Genomic DNA, 18,670 nt, shown 5'->3' with positions numbered 1-18,670 from the left:
AAATGGCATACACCACTTTTTCACAGACGAAAAACGACCAGTTACTGGAACCGATGTTCTTCGGTCAGTCGGTTAACGTGGCGCGCTACGATCAGCAAAAATATGACATCTTCGAAAAGCTGATTGAGAAACAGCTCTCCTTCTTCTGGCGTCCGGAAGAAGTTGACGTTTCCCGCGACCGCATTGACTTCCAGGCGCTGCCGGAGCATGAAAAACACATCTTCCTGAGCAACCTGAAATACCAGACGCTGCTGGATTCCATTCAGGGCCGTAGCCCGAACGTGGCGCTGCTGCCGCTGATCTCCATCCCGGAACTGGAAACCTGGGTTGAAACCTGGGCGTTCTCAGAGACGATCCACTCCCGCTCTTACACCCATATCATTCGCAATATCGTGAACGATCCGGCGGTAGTGTTTGACGATATCGTCACCAATGAGCAAATCCTCAAGCGCGCGGAAGGCATTTCGCACTTCTATGACGATCTGATTGAGCTGACCAGCTACTGGCATCTTTTAGGCGAAGGCACTCACACGGTGAACGGTAAAACGCTGACCGTAAGCCTGCGCGAGCTGAAAAAGAAACTTTACCTGTGCCTGATGAGCGTTAACGCGCTGGAAGCGATCCGCTTCTACGTCAGCTTTGCCTGTTCATTCGCTTTCGCCGAGCGCGAACTGATGGAAGGTAACGCCAAAATTATTCGCCTGATCGCCCGCGATGAAGCTCTGCACCTGACCGGCACCCAGCATATGCTGAACCTGCTGCGCAGCGGTGTGGACGATCCGGAAATGGCGGAGATCGCTGAAGAGTGCAAACAGGAATCTTACGATCTGTTTGTGCTGGCGGCGGAGCAGGAAAAAGAGTGGGCTGAATACCTCTTCGAAGGCGGCTCCATGATCGGCCTGAACAAAGATATTCTGTGCCAGTACATTGAGTACATCACCAATATCCGTATGCAGGCGGTTGGCCTGGATCTGCCGTTCCAGACCCGCTCTAACCCGATTCCGTGGATCAATACCTGGCTGGTCTCTGACAACGTCCAGGTGGCTCCGCAGGAAGTGGAAGTCAGCTCTTACCTGGTTGGTCAGATCGACTCTGAAGTCAATACTGACGACCTGAGCGACTTCCAGCTCTGATGAGTCGCGTAACCCTGCGCATCACTGGCACAGACCTTCTGTGCCAGGATGACCACCCTTCCCTGCTTATCGCGCTCGAACATCATCAGGTTAACGTTGAGTACCAGTGCCGCGAAGGCTATTGCGGTTCCTGTCGCACCCGACTGGTTACCGGTCAGGTCGACTGGCTGACTGAACCGCTGGCTTTTATTTTACCGGATGAAATATTGCCCTGTTGCTGTCGGGCGAAAGGCGATATTGAGATTGAACTGTAGCGCTTTTATTTCTCTGCTTAATTAAAAGCGTCACGTTCAATATTTTATATCCTGAATTACCTGGGTTACAGGCAGCGACGCCACGAAAACCAGCGCATCTGCAACCTGACGTATCCCCATATATAAAAAGACCCCGAGCACACAGACATGCTCGGGGTAAAATCCTGGTTGACATCACTCACTCAGGAATAGTCAGTTCTCCGTTATTTCCTCAGGGTGATGATGGAGTTCACTTTCCCTGTAATAAATTGGCGTAATGTCGATATAGTTTATGATATAGCCACTGCCCTTCACATTGACGATAAAATCTTCAGGCAGGCCCAGCAGACTTAGTCGCCGGTTAAGGTTTTTCAGCACCTGCCAGAGGCGCTGGGTCGAGGGAACCAGATCGTTTTCCTCCCAGACAACCCGCAATAATTCTTCTCTGGTCACAATGTTCTGGCGACCATGCTGGAGTAAATAAACAAAGAGTTGCAACATCGTGTGATTAAATAAAACCGAGCCAAACAGGAAATATTTCTCAGAACTTCCTTGTGGCAGCCGATAAAGTCTTCGGTTTTCAATCTCGAAGTGAATTTCTTTACCTATTACATACCCGTACAGCCGATATCCCATCGTTTTTTAGCCCATGTGTCCTGAAGCTTTCCATCGAAAGCTTATTTAACCTCTGGTGATCAGCCATACTATTAATAAGGTCGATTATATGGCTGCCTTGAATTCTTACAACATACAATTGGCCGCTTATTTTTACACGCGATATCATGATCAAACAAACCAATTTACTTACCTAAAGCAAATATTGAGTATTTACTCATACTCTAAGACCAATATATAGCGAACACCCGCTCTGATCCGTCGCATTGAGAATCATTAACGTAATCTGTTAATTTTTCAGGCAATGGCAGCATTTAATCCTGAAAAGCTTTTTCACTCCGCACTGCAACCCCTGACGCTCATCATCACAAAAGTATGACAAAACGCGCATTTAACGGCTGAAATGTTCTTTTACTTTCGTTTGTTGTTCGAATATGCGCGATATCAAACAAACCACAGCCTGAATGTGGCTAAATGCGTCGTAAAGGTTCACTGAATCAAATAAGGACAGGAGAATGCGCAACGCAGAGGAGTACGACGTCATTATCATTGGCGGCGGCGCAACCGGAGCAGGCGTCGCCCGCGACTGTGCCCTGCGCGGGCTACGGGTGATATTGCTTGAGCGCCACGACATCGCCACCGGCGCGACGGGCCGCAACCACGGTTTACTGCACAGCGGCGCGCGCTATGCCGTCACCGACGAAGAATCCGCCCGCGAGTGCATCAGCGAAAACCAAATCCTGCGCCGCATCGCCCGCCACTGCATTGAACCCACCGGCGGCCTGTTCATTACTCTCCCGGAAGACGATCTCAGCTGGCAGCAGCAGTTTATCGCCGCCTGCACCCGCGCCGGAATCGATGCAAAAGCGCTTGCCCCCGATGAGGCCCGGCGCATTGAGCCCTGCGTTAATCCGGCGCTCATCGGCGCGGTACAGGTACCGGACGGCACCGTCGATCCTTTTCGTCTGACTGCCGCGAATATGCTGGATGCGCGCGAGCACGGTGCCGTGATACTCACCGGGCACGAAGTCTGCGGGCTGGTGCGTACGGGCGATCGGGTCAGCGGCGTGCAAATCCGCCATCCCTCTACTCACGTCGTGCAAACGCTTCACGCCCCGGTGGTGGTCAACGCCGCCGGGATTTGGGGCCAGCGCATCGCAGAATATGCCGATCTCAGTATCCGCATGTTCCCGGCGAAAGGCGCGCTGTTGATCCTCGATCATCGCATCAACCAGCAGGTGATCAACCGCTGCCGCAAACCTGCCGATGCCGACATTCTGGTGCCCGGCGATACCATCTCGCTGATCGGCACCACCTCCACTCACCTCAACTATCGCGATATTGACGACACCCGCGTTACGCCGGAAGAGGTGGATGTGCTGTTGCGTGAGGGCGAAAAGCTCGCCCCGGTGATGGCGAAATCACGCATTCTGCGCGCCTATGCAGGCGTCCGACCGCTGGTAGCGAGCGACGACGATCCCACCGGGCGTAACGTCAGCCGGGGGATCGTGCTGATGGATCATGCTCAGCGCGATGGGCTGGAAGGGTTTATTACCATCACCGGCGGCAAACTGATGACCTACCGGCTGATGGCGGAATGGGCCACCGATGCGGTGTGTCGCAAGCTCAATAATCACGTTACCTGCCGCACCGCCAGCGATCCGCTGCCCGGCTCGCGTCAGCCTGCTGAAGCCACGCTGCAAAAAATTATCTCACTGCCCGCGCCGCTGCGCGGTTCTGCCGTCTGGCGTCATGGCGATCGCACCCCGGAATGGCTGGGCAACGAGCGCCTGCACCGCAGTCTGGTCTGCGAGTGTGAAGCGGTCACGGCGGGCGAAGTGCAGTACGCGGTCGATAATCTCAACGTGCAAACGCTGCTCGATTTGCGCCGCCGCACCCGCGTCGGCATGGGCACCTGTCAGGGCGAACTGTGCGCCTGCCGGGCGGCAGGCTTGCTCAATCGCCTGAACATCACCAGCGAAGCGCAGTCCATCAGCCAGCTTTCGGCGTTTCTCAACGAACGCTGGAAAGGTATCCGGCCTGTCGCCTGGGGCGATGCGCTGCGCGAAAGCGAATTTACCCGCTGGGTTTATCAGGGGTTATGCGGGCTGGAAAAGGAGAGTACCGATGAATTTTGATACGGTGATTATCGGCGGGGGCCTTGCCGGTTTGCTGTGTGGCATCCGCTTAAACCAGGCCGGGCAGCGCTGCGCCATCGTCAGCCGGGGACAAAGCGCACTGAACTTTTCGTCGGGATCGCTGGATCTGCTCTCGCATCTGCCGACGGGCGAGCCGGTCACCGACACCCGCGCGGGGCTGGCGTCACTGGCCACACTCGCCCCGCAACACCCCTATTCGTTAATCGGCGCGGAGCATGTTTACCGTTACGCACATGAGGCGCAAACGCTGCTCGCAGCGTGCGGGCTGGATTTTTATGGCAATGCCGACGCGCCGCACTACCGCATCACGCCGCTCGGAACGCAGCGCCTGGCGTGGCTAAGCCCGCCGGAAGTGCCTGTTTCCCCCAACGCCGGGCTGCGCGTGGGCGTGGTCGGCATCAGCGGTTTTCTCGACTTTCAGCCGCAGCTTGCGGCACAGGCGCTGCGTAAGCGCGGGATTGATGCGACGGCGACCGACATTGAACTACCGCTGCTGGATACGCTTCGCGATAACCCGAGCGAGTTTCGCGCCGTAAACATTGCCCGCGTGCTGGATCAGGAGGCGAATTTCACCGCGCTGTGCGATGCGCTCGCGCCTCTGAGCGAACAGCACGATGTGCTTTACCTCCCCGCCTGCATCGGGCTGACCGACAATCAGGTTTATACCCGGCTTAATCACACCCTCGCCTGCGAAGTGCGGCTGCTGCCCACCCTGCCCCCTTCGGTGCCGGGGATGCGCATGCAAACGCGGCTTTCACAGCAGTTTATTCGCAGTGGCGGCACCTGGATGCCGGGCGATGAGGTGATCCGGGGCCGCATTGATAACGGCGTGGTCACCCATCTCTGGACGCGTAAGCATGAAGATATTCCGCTGCGCGCGCGTAATGTGGTGCTGGCCAGCGGCAGCTTTTTCAGCAACGGGCTGATTGCCGGGCGCGACGGCGTGCGCGAAGCGGTGTTTGGCCTCGATGTGATCCAGTGCGCCGACCGCACCGACTGGTATCGTGACGATGTATTTGACGCCCAGCCCTGGCAGCAGTTTGGCGTGCGTACCGATGCCTCGCTACGCGGACAGCAAAACGGCGAGACGCTGGCGAATCTGTATGCGATTGGCTCCGTTCTCGGCGGCTTTGATGCCATCGCGCAGGGCTGTGGCGGCGGCGTTTGTGCCGTCACCGCATTACACGCCGCGCAGCACATTTGCACTCAGGGAGGCACATCATGAGCACCACCGGCTTTGAAAGCTGCATTAAATGCACCGTGTGCACCACGGTGTGCCCGGTCAGCCGCGTCAATCCGGCGTACCCCGGCCCGAAACAGGCCGGGCCGGACGGCGAACGCCTGCGCCTGAAAGATGCCGCGCTGTATGATGAGGCGCTGAAGTATTGCACCAACTGCAAACGCTGTGAAACCGCCTGCCCGTCAGGGGTAAAAATTGGTGATATTATTCAGCGCGCGCGGGCGCAACATGCTCCGCACACTGCCTCGTTACGCAATGCCATTTTAAGTCACACCGATCTGATGGGGACGCTATCCACCCCCGTCGCCCCACTGGTGAATGCCGCGACCGGGCTAAAACCGGTGCGTGCACTGCTGGATAAAGCGCTGAAAATCGATCACCGTCGCACATTGCCCAAATATTCCGCGGGCACGTTTCGTCAGTGGTACCGCAGCCAGGCCTCGCGTCAGGCGGTGTTTGCTGAACAGGTGGCGTTTTTCCACGGCTGTTTTGTCAATTACAACCATCCACAATTGGGTAAGGATCTGGTGAAGGTGGCGAACGCGCTGGGGATAGGCGTGCAATTGCTGCATAACGAGAAATGCTGCGGCGTGCCGCTGATTGCCAACGGTTTTTTCGACAAAGCCAAAAAGCAGGCGGCCTCAAATATGACTGCGTTAAACCGGGCTATTACCGACGACGGCCTGGCGGTCATCGCCACCTCATCGACCTGCACTTTTACCCTGCGCGACGAGTACCCGCATCTGCTGGATATCGACAACCAGCCTGTGCGTTCGCATATCGATTTAGCCACCCGCTGGCTGTGGCGCAAGCTGGACGAAGGCCGCACGCTTGCGTTAAAGCCGCTGCCGCTGAAAGTGGTGTATCACACACCCTGTCACCTGGAGAAAATGGGCTGGACGCATTACACCCTGGAATTGTTGCGTAAAATCCCCGGTCTGGAGCTGATCGTGCTGGATTCGCAGTGCTGCGGGATTGCCGGAACCTATGGGTTTAAAGCGGAGAATTACGCCACCTCGCAGGCCATCGGCGCACCGCTGTTTGCGCAGATAGATGCGAGCGGCGCTGACCTCGCCATTACCGATTGCGAAACCTGTAAATGGCAGATTGAGATGTCGACAAATTTACGCTGCGAGCACCCTGTTTCTCTCCTGGCGCGGGCGCTGGGTTAATTCCTTTTCCCCCCCTCACCCTAGCCCTCTCCCCAGGGAGAGGGGATCGATCGTGCCGATTTTGACTTTCTCCCTCTCCCCACGGGAGAGGGTCGGGGTGAGGGCCCCGGTTTCTCCCTCTCCCCGCGGGAGAGGGCCGGGGTGAGGGGGGAAACTACGCAAAAAACTGCGACTCCACCACATTGATCCAGCCGTGCTCAGACGTCACCTCTTTATCCAGCAGCCAGCGGCGCAGCATGTTAAGCGCCATCATCGCACACACTTCCTGCCGCACCACCACACTGTGACGGCTGGTGTTGAACTTCACGCGCAGCGCGTGCGTTCCCTGCGGTGTCGCCAGCGCGAAGTTGAGATGCTCATCGTCCATGCCACCCACGGTTAACGCCAGCCCGGCGAGATGACGGCTGCGTAACTCGGCTGCCCAGCGGGCCGACTGCTCAAGGGTTTCGGGTTGTGACGGCAGCACTTCGCTGACCAGCAATGGCGCGTCGGCGCGGGAAAGCTGGAGCGCCACCAGACCGCTGGTGAACTGCTCGCTGAGCGTCAGACTGATCTGTTTTTCCCGCAGATGACGCACCAGCAGCGCCGGAAGCCCTTCGGTGCCTTCAAAAATCAGGCTTTCGCCCGCCACGCGCTGCACTTCAGGCCACAGGGCGAGCATCGCGTCACGCTGCGTGGCCGGTCCGGTCAGTTTCAGTTCAATAATCGGCATTGACGAGCGGTAGCCCATCACCACGCCATCGGGCAGCGGCAGATGATCGAGGCTTTGCGCCAGATCGCTTTCGGAGCGACCAAAGGTGGTGAGACGCAGGCACACCGGCGGCGACGGCAGCGTAAAACGCTCGCGCAGACGCGGCAGAATTTCCCGCTCGACCATCACTTTAAATTCAGAGGGAACGCCCGGCGTGAAAAACATCAGGCAGCGGTTGAGCTTCAGGGCAAACCCGCAGGCGGTGCCAACCGGGTTATCGACCAGTTCGGCGCTGGCGGGGATTTCCGCCTGCTTGCGGTTGCTTGGGGCCATCACCCTGCCGCGCTCGCTAAAAAATTGTTCCATGTGCGTAAGCCAGTCTTCGTGCAGCACCAGCTCTTCTCCCGCGGCGGTGGCGGCAGCCAGCGCGCTGAGATCGTCGCTGGTCGGGCCCAGACCGCCGTTAACGATCAGCACATCGGCGTGTTCACTGCGCTCACGCAGAATAGCGACCAGGCTTTCGAGACTGTCGCCGACGGTATTACGGCGCGTTAAGGGTAATCCCTGATTAAAGAAAAAATCCGCCAGCCAGGCGGCATTGGTATCCGTAATTTGTCCATGCAGCACTTCATCGCCAGTGGACAACATTTCCACGTTAATCATCGTGTTCTCCCGAAAATTTGGTGAAAACACTATAGCGCAATCAGCGGTGAGAAAGAGATGAGAAGAAGAAACAAACTGGCGCGGCAGAACGCCGCGCCGGAGGATCAGAAACCTGCGCTGACGCCCACGTACGGGCCGTCAGCCACCGCGTTGTCGCGGTTACCGTCTTTACCGGCCAGATTCAGGTAACGATAACCCGCTTCCACGGTGATCGGACGCATGATGGTCCAGCGCGCACCGGCACTGGCTTCTTCGTAGCTGTCGATGCCGCTGGAGAGAGAATCCGGGGAGTAGTAGTAATCACCGAAAATGCCGAAGCTGTTAGCGAAGTTCCACTGCAAACCACCGCCCACTGCGGCTGCGTAGCCTTCGTCGCCGTAATTTGGGTTGGTGTAGATCCCTTTGCCGCCAACGGTTGCCAGCATCGGGCCGACCGGAATGTTCAGACCTAACCCCAAACTTGCCGCATCGCCATCATCGTCGTTATGCGTCCAGCCACCGTTCATCGCCAGACCCGAGGTTTCTGTGCCGATACCGACGCCGATATGGGTGTAATCTTTACCCGCCTGACCGCTGATGCTGATTGCATTTGCACTACCGCATACCAGCAGTAAGCCCACCATTGCTATTTTTTTCATGTTCCGATCTTCCGCGCAAAAAATTAAACGTCCCAAAAACGGGCCGTAGTGTACAACCCTTGCCATGGGATCGCTGCACGAAAAGTGGTGTGACCAGCCTTATTGCGCCCGCAGCGTCTGGAAAACCCAGTCGCCCAGCGATTTACGGGAGATTTTTATGCCGCCTGTTTTCAGGCTGTCGGGCAAAATCAGCCAGTGTACCGGCTGCTGAAAGCGGGCCAGCTTGCCCTTAACCCAGTCGGCGAGCGCGCCAGTGTTGACGCCGCTTTCGCACTCCACCACCGCCACGGGGCGCTGGCCGAACTCATTATCCTCCAGCGGCACAATAAATACCTGCTGGACATGCGGGTGCGCGACGATCACCCGCTCGACTTCTTCCGGCTGAACACCTTCGCCGCCGCAGAAAAACAGGTTGTCCATCCGGCCTGCAATCGACAGTCTGCCGTCGGTCATTACACCGCGATCGCGGGTAGCAAACCAGCCTTCTTCGTTGACCAGCGGCACCAGCACGCCGTTGCGCCAGTATCCGGCGGCCATGCTTTCCGCGCGCAGCCACACTTCGCCATTCACGATACGCACTTCCCGGCCCGGCAACGCGTAACCGACATCGGGCGCGCCGTCGGCGGGCTTGGCGCACACCGTCGAGGCAAATTCCGTCAGACCGTAGCCACACCAGGTTTGAATCCCCCGTTGCAGGGCGCGGGTGGTGAGCTCCACCGGAATGGCTGCGCCGCCCAGCAGCACGGCCTGTAGATCGACGGGCGAATCATCCGCCAGTAAGCGCCAGAGCTGCGTGGGCACCAGCGAGGCGTGCGTACACCCCTGCAATGCCTGCGCCAACGGCTGTTTTTCCCGCACTGTCAGTCTGGCTCCGGCAAGCAGCCAGCGCCAGATAATCCCCTGCCCGGAGACGTGGAACAGCGGCAGCGAAAGCAGCCAGTCGTCTTCCGGGCCAAAGGGCATCAGTGATAAGACGCCTTTCGCGCTAGCCAGGTGCGCGGCAAAAGTGTGTACTGCGGCTTTAGGTAAACCGGTCGAGCCGGAAGTCAGCGTCAGGGAGGCCAGGCGCTCAGGCTGCCAGGGCTCCGCCCACTGCCCTTCTGCCTGACGCAAAGAAAGCGCGTTCAGCACAGGCGTGAGTTTTTCGCCTTCCGGGCAATAAGTATGTTGTAACGACAGTTGCGGGATCAGCACATCCACCAGCGCACCGGGCAGTTGCGGGTTGACGTGCAGCACCCGCGCTCCGCACTGCCACAGCGCCAGCCAGACGAGCAGCGTGTTGGGATGATTACTGGCGCGCAGCATCACCGCCTGATCCGGCTGTACATTTTGTTCTCTGAAACCCGCTGCCAGCGTATCGATGCGCGCGCACAGTTCGCGCCAGCTTAAGGTTTCATCACCGAGGCGAATGGCCTGCGCATCACCGCGCACCTCACGCCAGTGCCGCCACGGCCAGTCGTTGAACATCACAATAAAGACTCCAGATCGTCCCGCGTCAGACACGGCAGCGTGCTGTCAGGCCAGCGGCGAACAAGCTGCCCGCGCATCAGGCTTAATGTGTCGAGGCCGGGGATGGTGCCCGGCGTCAGCCAGGCGGCGACGCGGGCAAGTTGTGTCAGGCCAAGGCTCGATTCAATCGATGAGCTGATCACCGCCGTCAGCCCCAGCTCGTGAGCCGCATCGACCTGGGCGCGTACCGCGTCAAGGCTGCCGGTCAGCGTTGGCTTAATCACCACCGCGCGCAGGCCGGGCTCGGCGGCAAACTGAAAATCTGCTTCGCGCAGGCTTTCATCCCAGGCGATGGCGATCCCGGTTTCGCGGGCAAAAGCGCGCGAGTCGTCGCGGGTTTTACACGGCTCTTCGAGAAAAGCGATGCGCGGGCGGTTTTCTGGTTTGATGTATTTAGCAAACTGCTGTGCTTTTAGCGGCGTCCAGGCGCGGTTGGCGTCAAGCCGGAGCTGCAAATCAGGGATCGCCTCAAGCAGCAAATTGACCACCATGCCGTCGCGCACCGCTTCGTAAAGGCCGACTTTTACCTTCGCCACTTTCTCGCCGGGCAGAGCGGCGAGGGCCGGGATCAGTTCATCCGGGTCGCCGGTGCACAACAGGGCGGCGCGAAAATCCGCCGCCTCGGGCAGTTCACCCTGCACTTCAGCCAGCGCACAACTGGTGCCAAACGCCACCGACGGCAAGGCGCTGAACGGCGGATTGTCACCCGTCTGCCAGGCCGATGCCCACGCCAACAGCGCGGCTTGCGCGTCAGCCAGGGATTCCCGGCTGAAACCCGGCAGTGGGGAAATTTCCCCAAAGCCTTCGCGATCGCCTTCCTGTAAGTGAACCAGCAGGCCGTCGCGGGTTTTAAGTCGCTGATTACGCAGCACCACCCCCGCGTCCATGGGGATTTGCCAGCGGTACACCTGCGCCCGACGCATTACGGATTCCGTTTGAATTTGCTGAAGTCAGGCTGGCGTTTCTGGTTGAAGGCGTTGCGGCCTTCCTGCCCTTCTTCGGTCATGTAGAACAGCATGGTGGCGTTGCCCGCCAGTTCCTGCAATCCGGCCTGGCCGTCGCAGTCGGCGTTGAGTGCGGCTTTCAGGCAGCGCAGCGCCATCGGGCTGTTTTGCAGCATTTCACGGCACCAGCGCACGGTCTCTTTTTCGAGATCGGCCACCGGCACAACGGTGTTGACCAGGCCCATATCCAGCGCGGCTTTGGCGTCGTACTGGCGGCACAGGAACCAGATTTCACGCGCTTTTTTCTGCCCGACGATACGCGCCATGTAGGATGCGCCCCAGCCGCCATCAAAAGAGCCGACTTTTGGCCCGGTCTGACCGAAGATGGCGTTTTCCGCTGCAATGGTCAGGTCGCACATCATGTGCAGTACATGACCGCCGCCGATGGAATACCCCGCGACCATCGCCACGACCGGTTTCGGACAGGTGCGGATCTGACGCTGGAAATCGAGCACGTTGAGATGGTGAACGCCGGAGTCATCCTGGTAACCGCCGTAGTCGCCGCGCACTTTCTGGTCGCCGCCTGCGCAGAACGCCTGCTCCCCTTCCCCGGTGAGGATAATCACGCCGATGTTGTCATCGTAGCGGGCGTCAGCCAGCGCCTGGATCATCTCTTTGACGGTGACAGGACGAAACGCGTTACGCACCTGCGGGCGATTAATGGTGATTTTGGCAATCCCATCGACAGATTTTTGATAACGGATATCGCTGTAGCCTTCGGAGCAGTCAAGCCATTCAACCGGGGCGTAAAGCATTGTTTCATCAGGGTAGATCATAAGGGTTCCTTGGGTCGGTAACGCAGAATTTGTGCCAGAGCATCGACAACGCCTGCGGGGTTTTCCCGGTGCGCGTTATGTCCGGCGTGTTGAATCACATGGCAGGGCATATCAAGCTCTTGGGCTATCGCCATGAACTTGCTGTCGCGCTCGCCACATAAGTAATGAAAAGGGACATTGCTGTCGCGAAGAGAAGGACGGAAATCCTCTTGCCTGGCGAGGGATGTCGCCAGAAGTATTTGCGCCAGCGCTTCACCGTTGTTTTTTTGGCGCAGTGTCACCAGCGCTTGCCGCTGCTCTGCACTCAGGCTGGCAAATACCGGCTGTTGATACCAGTCGGTAAAAACCTGATCCAGCGGTTCGTTACGAAAGCGCCCGGCCCAGCGTGAGTCAGCGCGCCAGCGGGCAGCGGCTGCTATGGGATCCTGTAACCCGGGATGTGCACCTTCGACAATCACCCCTTTCAGTCCCGTATGACGAAAGTTACAGGCGTACTGCATGGCGACTCTGCCTCCCATCGAATAGCCCACCAGCCAGTAATCAGGGACGTCGTAACTCTCCAGAGAGTCCGCCAGTGAGCCAGCGAGCGCAGAGAAGATCTCCGCGCGTATTGCGACCGATCCGCCGTGGCCGGGTAAATTAAGGTACAACCGGGAGAACGCCGGGAACTGCTCGCCCACTTCCTGCCATTCCCGGCAATCGCCGGCAAAACCGTGCAGAAAAACTAACCACGGGCGGCCTGGTTCGCCGTGTTTCACAACGGCGTTGAGTTTCATAGCTGGCTCACCTGCGCCAGAAGCTGCTGGAGCGTTTGCGCGCCGTCAGTGTCATTAACCACCAGTTCAATAAGCGTCGCCTGAGTGGTGTGCCATGCCCCTGCGAGTGCCTCTTCAAGCGCCAGCCAGTCTTCCGGGCGATGGTAGTTCAGGCCAAACATCGCCGCCGCATGGTCAAAATGGACGTTCTGCGGCATCTGGTAAAAACGCTCGCGCTCGCTTTGCGGCGTCGGCAGCAGGGAGAAAATCTGCCCGCCGTTGTTGTTTACCACGATCAGCACAAAGGGTGCGGGCACCTGGCGCAGCAACGCCAGCGCGTTAAGATCGTACAGCGCTGACAGATCGCCAACGATGGCCAGCGTCGGCTTCGCGCTGCCCCGTTGCACGCCCGCGGCGGTGGAAAGCAGGCCGTCGATCCCGCTGGCCCCCCGGTTGCTGTATACCGGATAGCCCGCCGGCAACTGGCCTAATGCATCCACCAGACGCACCACCAGGCTGTTGCCTAAAAAGAGTTGCCCCTGCTCCGGCAGGTATTCTGCCAGCCGGTGCGCCAGTTGCGCTTCGCCAAAGGTTTCACGCATGGCCGCCACCGCCTGCCACGCCTGCTGTGAGATGTCAGGAATGGCGGTACACCAGGGCTGACGCGGCTGGGCCGGGTGCTGTTCCAGCCAGTCGGCTACCGTCGAGACAAGCCGGCGTCCGCGATGATGCGCCGGGTCCAGCCGCCCTTGCAGGTTATCCACCAGCCAGTACTCCTCCGGCTCGCAGGTGGCCTGCCACTGCAACAGGCGTTTACCGGTCAGGCTGCTGCCGAGCTGAATGACTATTTGCGCCTGCGCCAGCTCGGTGACCGTACGGGCATTCCCCAGCCAGAGATCGGCGCACGGCAGCGGCTGCCCGGTTTGCGACAGCACGTCGCCAATCAGCGGCCAGCCGAGGGTTTGCGCCCATTCCGCGACCCGTTTGCCTTCGTCGGCGCTCATTCGTCCGGCGACGATCACCCCGCGCTTTTGCCGCCAGAAAAACCAGTCGCGCTGGGTTTCACTCATCAGGCGCGAACTCTCACGCAGCCAGGGTTTATCGCTTTGCCACCAGTCGCCAAGCGTCTGCTGCCAGCTAAGCCCGGTATCATCGAGTTCGCCATACAGCGGTTCAGCAAACGGGCAGTTGATATGCACCGCGCCGCTGTGCAGCGATCCCAGCATATTATCGAGCGTGCTCACCAGCCAGCGGGCGGGAATATCCTGCGTCGGACGCGGTAATGACAACGTTTGAGAGGGGTGTGAGGCAAACATGCCGGGCTGACGGATGGCCTGATTCGCGCCGCAGTCAATCAGTTCCGGCGGGCGGTCAGCGGTTAACAGGATCAGTTTTTCGCCCGTCAGACCCGCTTCAATCAACGCCGGATAGAGGTTTGCCACCGCCGTGCCGGAGGTGACAATCACCGCCACCGGGGCCTGGCTGACCTTCGCCAGCCCAAGGGCGAGGTGCCCAAGGCCGCGCTCATCAAAATGAGTGTGATGCACAAAGGCGCGGTTTTCGGCCGCCGCCAGCGTCAACGGCGTGGAGCGCGAACCCGGTGCGATGCAAACGTGGCTGACACCATGGCGGCTTAAGGCCTCAAGAATGACCTCTGCCCAGCGTCGGTTGAATGAGCTTACTGACATGAGTTTGTCCGGTATCAATATTGCGACACAGTATAAAGAATACGGAACGATGGATTTTTGATATGAATCGGTAATGCGTGAGTCTGTATTAATCCATCAGGAGTAATGAGCGCAATCCGGCGGCTTTGTTTTCGATCTCCTGCCACTCTTCTCCGGCATCAGAGCCGCGAACGATCCCCGCCCCGGCATACAGGCGCACCACGTTTTGGTTAACCCGCGCCGATCTGAGCGACACGCAAAATTCGCTTTGCTGCAAAGAGAGATACCCTGCCGACCCGGCGTACCATTCACGGGCAAAAGGTTCATGCTGGTGGATGAAATGCTGGGCTTTATCGCGCGGCAGTCCGGCGACAGCAGCGGTAGGCTGAAGCTGTCTGAGACAGGTTTCGTCGTCGGCATCTCGCAGTTGCGTCCAGATGCAGCGGCGCAAATGCTGCACTTTCCGCAGTCGCACCACCTGCGGGGGAAGGACATCAACCAGCGCCACGTGGGCCTGTAAACGCTGGCAGATATCCTCCACCACCAGCATATTTTCGCGCTGATTTTTGTCATCTTTCATCAGCCAGTCGCCGAGGGCGCGGGCGCGATCGTCGCAGGCGTCGTTTGCCACCGTTCCCGCCAGCGCTTCGGTGCGCAAATCCAGCCCCCGCCGCCGCCATAACCGCTCCGGCGTCGATCCGAGAAAGGCCTGTTTCGCGTCGAAGGCCATAAAGAAATGAAAACAGTGATGATTCAGCCGACGGCTGGCCGCCATCAGCGCGGCGGCATTCACCGGTTGGGCAAAGGTGTAATCGGTGGCGCGCGCCAGCACGACTTTATCAAGCAGCCCTTGTTCAATGGACTCAAGCGCCTGCTGGATTAACTTCTGCCAGCCCTGTTGATCGGGGGAATGCTGTTGCTGGATTAACACCGGATGCAGCCGGGCAGCAGGTGTGGGCGGCATGAGCGAAGCCAGAGAATGTCGCGCGTTCAGAGCGTCATCGCGCAACGACTCCGCGCTCCACAAATAAACGCGCAAGGTGGCGACACTGCCCGCCCGTCGCCATTCCAGACGCGGTAAAAAAAGCGCACCGGCATTAGGATCAAAGGCGTTCAGGCCGCTGATGCGCACATCCGTAAGGGTGGAATACGCGCGCAAAAAGTGTTGCGCCAGCGCCAGCGAAGGGAAATTCCGGGCACAGCCGAGTGCCGCAAGCTCTTCATCGCCGTTGCGTTGCTGCCAGTAAAATTGCGGGTAATGAAGCTGAGAGGCCAGCCAGCCTAAGGGATCAAAGCTGTCGTTTAACGGGAAAGTGGTGTCCAGATAGCGTAAACCTGGCGCGTGAGGAAAGTCGTTGGTTAACTGGCGTTGCAGGTCTGCAAGGGCTGTAGTGATGGAATACACGCGAACTCCTCCCCCAAAAGGCTGCATTATACGGGGTACTGTATGTAAAAAGCAGTACCCACGTTTTTAAGCAGGATTTTAAGGGGGAGAGGTCAGGCTGGCCGGGATTAACGACGCAGCAACAGACCCAGAATCAGGCCCGCAGCCGCACCTACACCGATACCCTGCCACGGTTTTTCGTGCACATAGTCATCAGCACGGTAAACCGCCTGCTTCGCGCGAACGTAGTAGGTGTCAGACGCCTGGCTTACGCGTGCTTTAACATCGGTCAGCGCCTGTTCCGCACGGGCTTTCAGTTCAATGTATTTCTGATCGGCAGGATCGCCTGAGGAGCGTAAAACTTCTTCCAGCGTATCGCTTAGCAGAGCCAGATCGTCATCGATTCGTGTATCAGTAAATTGATTAGTCATACGTTTTCTCCATGTTTTTCACCTGTCCGCTAACTATAGTCAATGACTTGCGGTTACGCCTGGCGAACTTCTCGCGCCATGCCGATGTGCGGAATGCCGTCTTCATCGTAAACATCGGTGACGGGCACAAAGCCAAAGTGCGCGTAAAAAGGTTGCAGATGAGCCTGCGCACCCAGATACAGCGCGCTCTGCGGCCAGTGTTGCTGGCAACTGGCGACGGCGCGTTCCATCAGTTGATACCCGAGTTTTTCGCCGCGTACGGCCGGGCTGACGATGACCCGACCAATCACTACCGGCTCCAGTTCGTCGTCACTTTTCAGAATCCTCGCATACGCCACCAGCTCATTATCCTTCCAGCCGAGCAGATGGCGGTTGTTGCCGACCAGATCGTCCCCGTCCACATCCAGATAGGGGCAGGTTTGCTCAACGACAAAGACTTCGCAGCGCAATTTCAGCAGCGCGTAGAGTTCAGGGACGGTCAGTTCGGAGTGATGAATGTCTTGCCAGCGGATCATGATCGGTTCCTTATTCATTTTCTATCCCGCTATACTAATGTCTTTTCATGGATCGCAAAGGTGCAAAACGCCTATGGAATTGATTTTTCTTGGCACCTCCGGCGGCGTGCCGACGCGCACGCGTAACGTGACCGCCATACTGCTCAATCTTACCCACCCAACCCAGCCCGGCGTATGGCTGTTTGACTGCGGCGAAGGCACGCAGCATCAGCTCCTGGAAACCTCATACCATCCGGGAAAAATAGAGCGAATTTTTATCACTCATTTGCACGGCGATCATCTGTTCGGCCTGCCGGGGCTGATTTGCAGCCGCTCGATGGCGGGCATTGCCCATCCCCTGACGATTTATGGACCAAAAGGCCTGCGGGAGTTTGTCGAAACCGCCCTGCGTCTGAGCGGCTCCTGGACCGACTTTCCGTTAACCATCGTGGAAATCACCGGGGGCATGGTGCTGGATGACGGGCTGCGGACGGTGACAGCCGTGCCGCTTAATCATCCGCTGGAATGTTATGGCTACCGCATTGAAGAGCACGACAAACCGGGCACTCTGGATGCGAATGCGCTGGTGGCTGCGGGTGTAACGCCGGGACCGCTGTTCCAGCGTCTGAAAGCGGGTGAAACCGTGACGCTGGAAGATGGGCGCACGATTGACGGCGCACAATATGTGTCTGCGCCAATTCCGGGTAAAAAGCTGGCGATTTTCGGTGATACCTCCCCCTGCCCGACGGCCCTGACGCTGGCGAAAGAAGTGGATTTGATGGTGCATGAAACCACGCTGGAAACCGCCATGGAGGAGAAAGCCAACAGCCGGGGGCACAGCTCGACGCGGCAGGCGGCACAGCTTGCACGCGACGCGGGCGCAGGCCGGCTCATCATGACCCATTTCAGTTCGCGCTACGATGCCGACGGTTGTAAGCAGTTGCTCGACGAGTGCCGGGCCATTTTTCCTGACAGTTTTCTGGCTGAAGATTTCGCCGTCATCACACTTTGATGAAAAAGGCACCTCCATTTTTCCCTCTGCGTGCCGATAACCTCATTAACGCAGGCATTCCACTCCGAGGGCATGATGGATAGTTTCCAGAAAGATATTGATGACAGGGCCAATCTGACCCTGTCCAACCGCTTCGAGCTTTTGCTGTTTCGTCTTGGCACGTCAGTGCATGATGCGAAGTCAGAGCTTTTTGGTATTAACGTTTTTAAACTGCGTGAAATCGTCCCTATGCCCACTTTCACGCGCCCTGCCGGGATGAAAGCACCGCTGCTCGGCATGGTTAATATTCGCGATCAGATTATCCCGGTGATTGACTTACCGGCGGTGGCAGGCTGTAAGCCGACGACGGGTCTGAATATTTTGCTGATTACCGAATACGCCCGTAGCGTGCAGGCCTTCGCCGTGGAATCAGTGGAAAACATTATTCGTCTCGACTGGAAGCAGGTGCACACAGCGGAAAAAGCGGTGAACGGGCGCTACATCACCAGCATCGCCTGTCTCGATGAAGATAAGGATTCCAACAATCTGGCCCTGGTGCTGGACGTTGAGCAGATCCTGTATGACATCGTGCCTTCCGATCATGAGATGCACGCCAAAAATCTCAAAAACGCCAAGAAATTTAATATTAAAGAAGGTGCGGTTGCCATCGTGGCCGAAGACTCAAAAGTGGCGCGCGCCATGCTTGAGAAGGGTCTGGAGTCGATGAACATCCCGAATACGATGCACATCACCGGCAAAGATGCGTGGGAAAGAATTCAGCTTCTGGCACAACAGGCTGAAACGGAAGGCGTACCGGTGAGCAGTAAAATCTCCATGGTGCTGACCGATCTGGAAATGCCGGAAATGGATGGCTTTACCTTAACGCGCAAAATCAAAACCGATCCGCGCCTGAAGAACATTCCGGTGGTGATCCACTCTTCCCTGTCCGGCAGCGCCAACGAAGATCACGTGCGTAAAGTGCAGGCTGACGGCTACGTAGCGAAGTTTGAAGTCAACGAGCTTTCGTCGGTGATTCAGGAAGTGCTGGATCGCGCGACGCAGAACATCAGTGGTCCGCTCATCAGCCATAAGCAGTTTGTGTAACCGGTAAATCG

General features: G+C 58.0%; 18 protein-coding genes. 7 read left to right on the top strand and 11 right to left on the bottom strand.

Translation table 11 applies throughout. The annotated features are described in order from the left end of the window. Positions 1–2: 2 nt before the first annotated feature. Both nrdB and yfaE read left to right on the top strand, forming a co-directional pair. A complete protein-coding gene (gene nrdB, locus BM373_RS01420) occupies positions 3–1,133 on the top strand; it encodes a class Ia ribonucleoside-diphosphate reductase subunit beta (RefSeq protein WP_090458599.1) in 1,131 nt (376 codons plus the stop codon). Further along, positions 1,133–1,387 carry a class I ribonucleotide reductase maintenance protein YfaE gene (yfaE, locus tag BM373_RS01415; protein ID WP_090458596.1) on the top strand — a complete coding sequence of 85 codons (255 nt, stop codon included), beginning with the start codon at positions 1,133–1,135 and terminating at the stop codon, positions 1,385–1,387. The genes nrdB and yfaE overlap by 1 nt, the downstream gene beginning before the upstream one ends. 192 nt (positions 1,388–1,579) lie before the next feature. Here the strand turns inward: yfaE and BM373_RS01410 are convergent, their stop codons facing one another. Beyond that, positions 1,580–2,002, bottom strand: coding sequence for a winged helix-turn-helix domain-containing protein (locus BM373_RS01410; protein WP_090458593.1), 423 nt, complete (start codon positions 2,000–2,002; stop codon positions 1,580–1,582). Positions 2,003–2,496: 494 nt separating this feature from the next. On the opposite strand from BM373_RS01410, the gene glpA reads away from it, so the two are divergent. Genes glpA through glpC form a run of 3 tightly spaced genes read left to right on the top strand, consistent with a single transcriptional unit; the run spans position 2,497 to position 6,552 of the window. Then, positions 2,497–4,119: an anaerobic glycerol-3-phosphate dehydrogenase subunit A gene (gene glpA / locus BM373_RS01405; protein ID WP_090458590.1), complete on the top strand. Its 1,623-nt coding sequence runs from the start codon at positions 2,497–2,499 to the stop codon at positions 4,117–4,119. Beyond that, positions 4,109–5,365 carry a glycerol-3-phosphate dehydrogenase subunit GlpB gene (gene glpB, locus BM373_RS01400; protein ID WP_090458588.1) on the top strand — a complete coding sequence of 419 codons (1,257 nt, stop codon included), beginning with the start codon at positions 4,109–4,111 and terminating at the stop codon, positions 5,363–5,365. The genes glpA and glpB overlap by 11 nt, the downstream gene beginning before the upstream one ends. Then, entirely contained in the window at positions 5,362–6,552 is a 1,191-nt protein-coding gene (gene glpC / locus BM373_RS01395; RefSeq protein ID WP_090458585.1) for an anaerobic glycerol-3-phosphate dehydrogenase subunit GlpC, read from the top strand. Before glpB ends, glpC begins: the two co-directional genes overlap by 4 nt. A 154-nt stretch (positions 6,553–6,706) precedes the next feature. On the opposite strand, the gene BM373_RS01390 is transcribed toward glpC, so the two are convergent. From BM373_RS01390 to BM373_RS01345, 10 genes are all read right to left on the bottom strand, one after another. Further along, positions 6,707–7,906 carry a nicotinamide mononucleotide deamidase-related protein YfaY gene (locus BM373_RS01390; RefSeq protein WP_090458583.1) on the bottom strand — a complete coding sequence of 400 codons (1,200 nt, stop codon included), beginning with the start codon at positions 7,904–7,906 and terminating at the stop codon, positions 6,707–6,709. Positions 7,907–8,010: 104 nt separating this feature from the next. Beyond that, positions 8,011–8,544 (bottom strand): YfaZ family outer membrane protein, encoded by a 534-nt coding sequence (locus BM373_RS01385; RefSeq protein WP_090458581.1) that lies wholly within the window; start codon positions 8,542–8,544, stop codon positions 8,011–8,013. Positions 8,545–8,643: 99 nt separating this feature from the next. After that, complete coding sequence (menE, locus tag BM373_RS01380) at positions 8,644–10,011, bottom strand: o-succinylbenzoate--CoA ligase (RefSeq protein WP_090458578.1); 1,368 nt, start codon at positions 10,009–10,011, stop codon at positions 8,644–8,646. Beyond that, positions 10,011–10,976 carry an o-succinylbenzoate synthase gene (menC, locus tag BM373_RS01375; RefSeq protein ID WP_090458576.1) on the bottom strand — a complete coding sequence of 322 codons (966 nt, stop codon included), beginning with the start codon at positions 10,974–10,976 and terminating at the stop codon, positions 10,011–10,013. The genes menE and menC overlap by 1 nt, the downstream gene beginning before the upstream one ends. Continuing rightward, complete coding sequence (menB, locus tag BM373_RS01370) at positions 10,976–11,833, bottom strand: 1,4-dihydroxy-2-naphthoyl-CoA synthase (RefSeq protein ID WP_090458573.1); 858 nt, start codon at positions 11,831–11,833, stop codon at positions 10,976–10,978. The genes menC and menB overlap by 1 nt, the downstream gene beginning before the upstream one ends. Continuing rightward, entirely contained in the window at positions 11,830–12,609 is a 780-nt protein-coding gene (menH, locus tag BM373_RS01365; protein WP_090458571.1) for a 2-succinyl-6-hydroxy-2,4-cyclohexadiene-1-carboxylate synthase, read from the bottom strand. Before menH ends, menB begins: the two co-directional genes overlap by 4 nt. After that, complete coding sequence (menD, locus tag BM373_RS01360; protein ID WP_090458569.1) at positions 12,606–14,276, bottom strand: 2-succinyl-5-enolpyruvyl-6-hydroxy-3-cyclohexene-1-carboxylic-acid synthase; 1,671 nt, start codon at positions 14,274–14,276, stop codon at positions 12,606–12,608. The genes menH and menD overlap by 4 nt, the downstream gene beginning before the upstream one ends. A gap of 88 nt (positions 14,277–14,364) precedes the next feature. After that, complete coding sequence (gene menF, locus BM373_RS01355; protein WP_090458566.1) at positions 14,365–15,660, bottom strand: isochorismate synthase MenF; 1,296 nt, start codon at positions 15,658–15,660, stop codon at positions 14,365–14,367. Between the two features lie 107 nt (positions 15,661–15,767). Beyond that, positions 15,768–16,070: a stress response protein ElaB gene (gene elaB / locus BM373_RS01350; RefSeq protein WP_090458563.1), complete on the bottom strand. Its 303-nt coding sequence runs from the start codon at positions 16,068–16,070 to the stop codon at positions 15,768–15,770. A 53-nt stretch (positions 16,071–16,123) separates the two neighbouring features. Further along, the gene (locus BM373_RS01345; RefSeq protein WP_090458561.1) at positions 16,124–16,585 is read right to left on the bottom strand and encodes a GNAT family N-acetyltransferase; all 462 of its coding nucleotides are present in this window, start codon (positions 16,583–16,585) and stop codon (positions 16,124–16,126) included. A gap of 73 nt (positions 16,586–16,658) precedes the next feature. Here BM373_RS01345 and rbn point away from each other — a divergent pair, with 73 nt between their 5' ends. Both rbn and BM373_RS01335 read left to right on the top strand, forming a co-directional pair. Beyond that, the gene (gene rbn / locus BM373_RS01340; protein ID WP_090458560.1) at positions 16,659–17,576 is read left to right on the top strand and encodes a ribonuclease BN; all 918 of its coding nucleotides are present in this window, start codon (positions 16,659–16,661) and stop codon (positions 17,574–17,576) included. A gap of 75 nt (positions 17,577–17,651) precedes the next feature. After that, positions 17,652–18,659, top strand: coding sequence for a chemotaxis protein (locus BM373_RS01335; protein ID WP_090459942.1), 1,008 nt, complete (start codon positions 17,652–17,654; stop codon positions 18,657–18,659). Positions 18,660–18,670: the final 11 nt, after the last annotated feature.

Origin of the sequence: Enterobacter sp. kpr-6 (genome assembly GCF_900116015.1) — a bacterium.
Classification (GTDB): domain Bacteria; phylum Pseudomonadota; class Gammaproteobacteria; order Enterobacterales; family Enterobacteriaceae; genus Enterobacter_D.
This window is presented reverse-complemented; position numbering and strand designations above follow the sequence as displayed.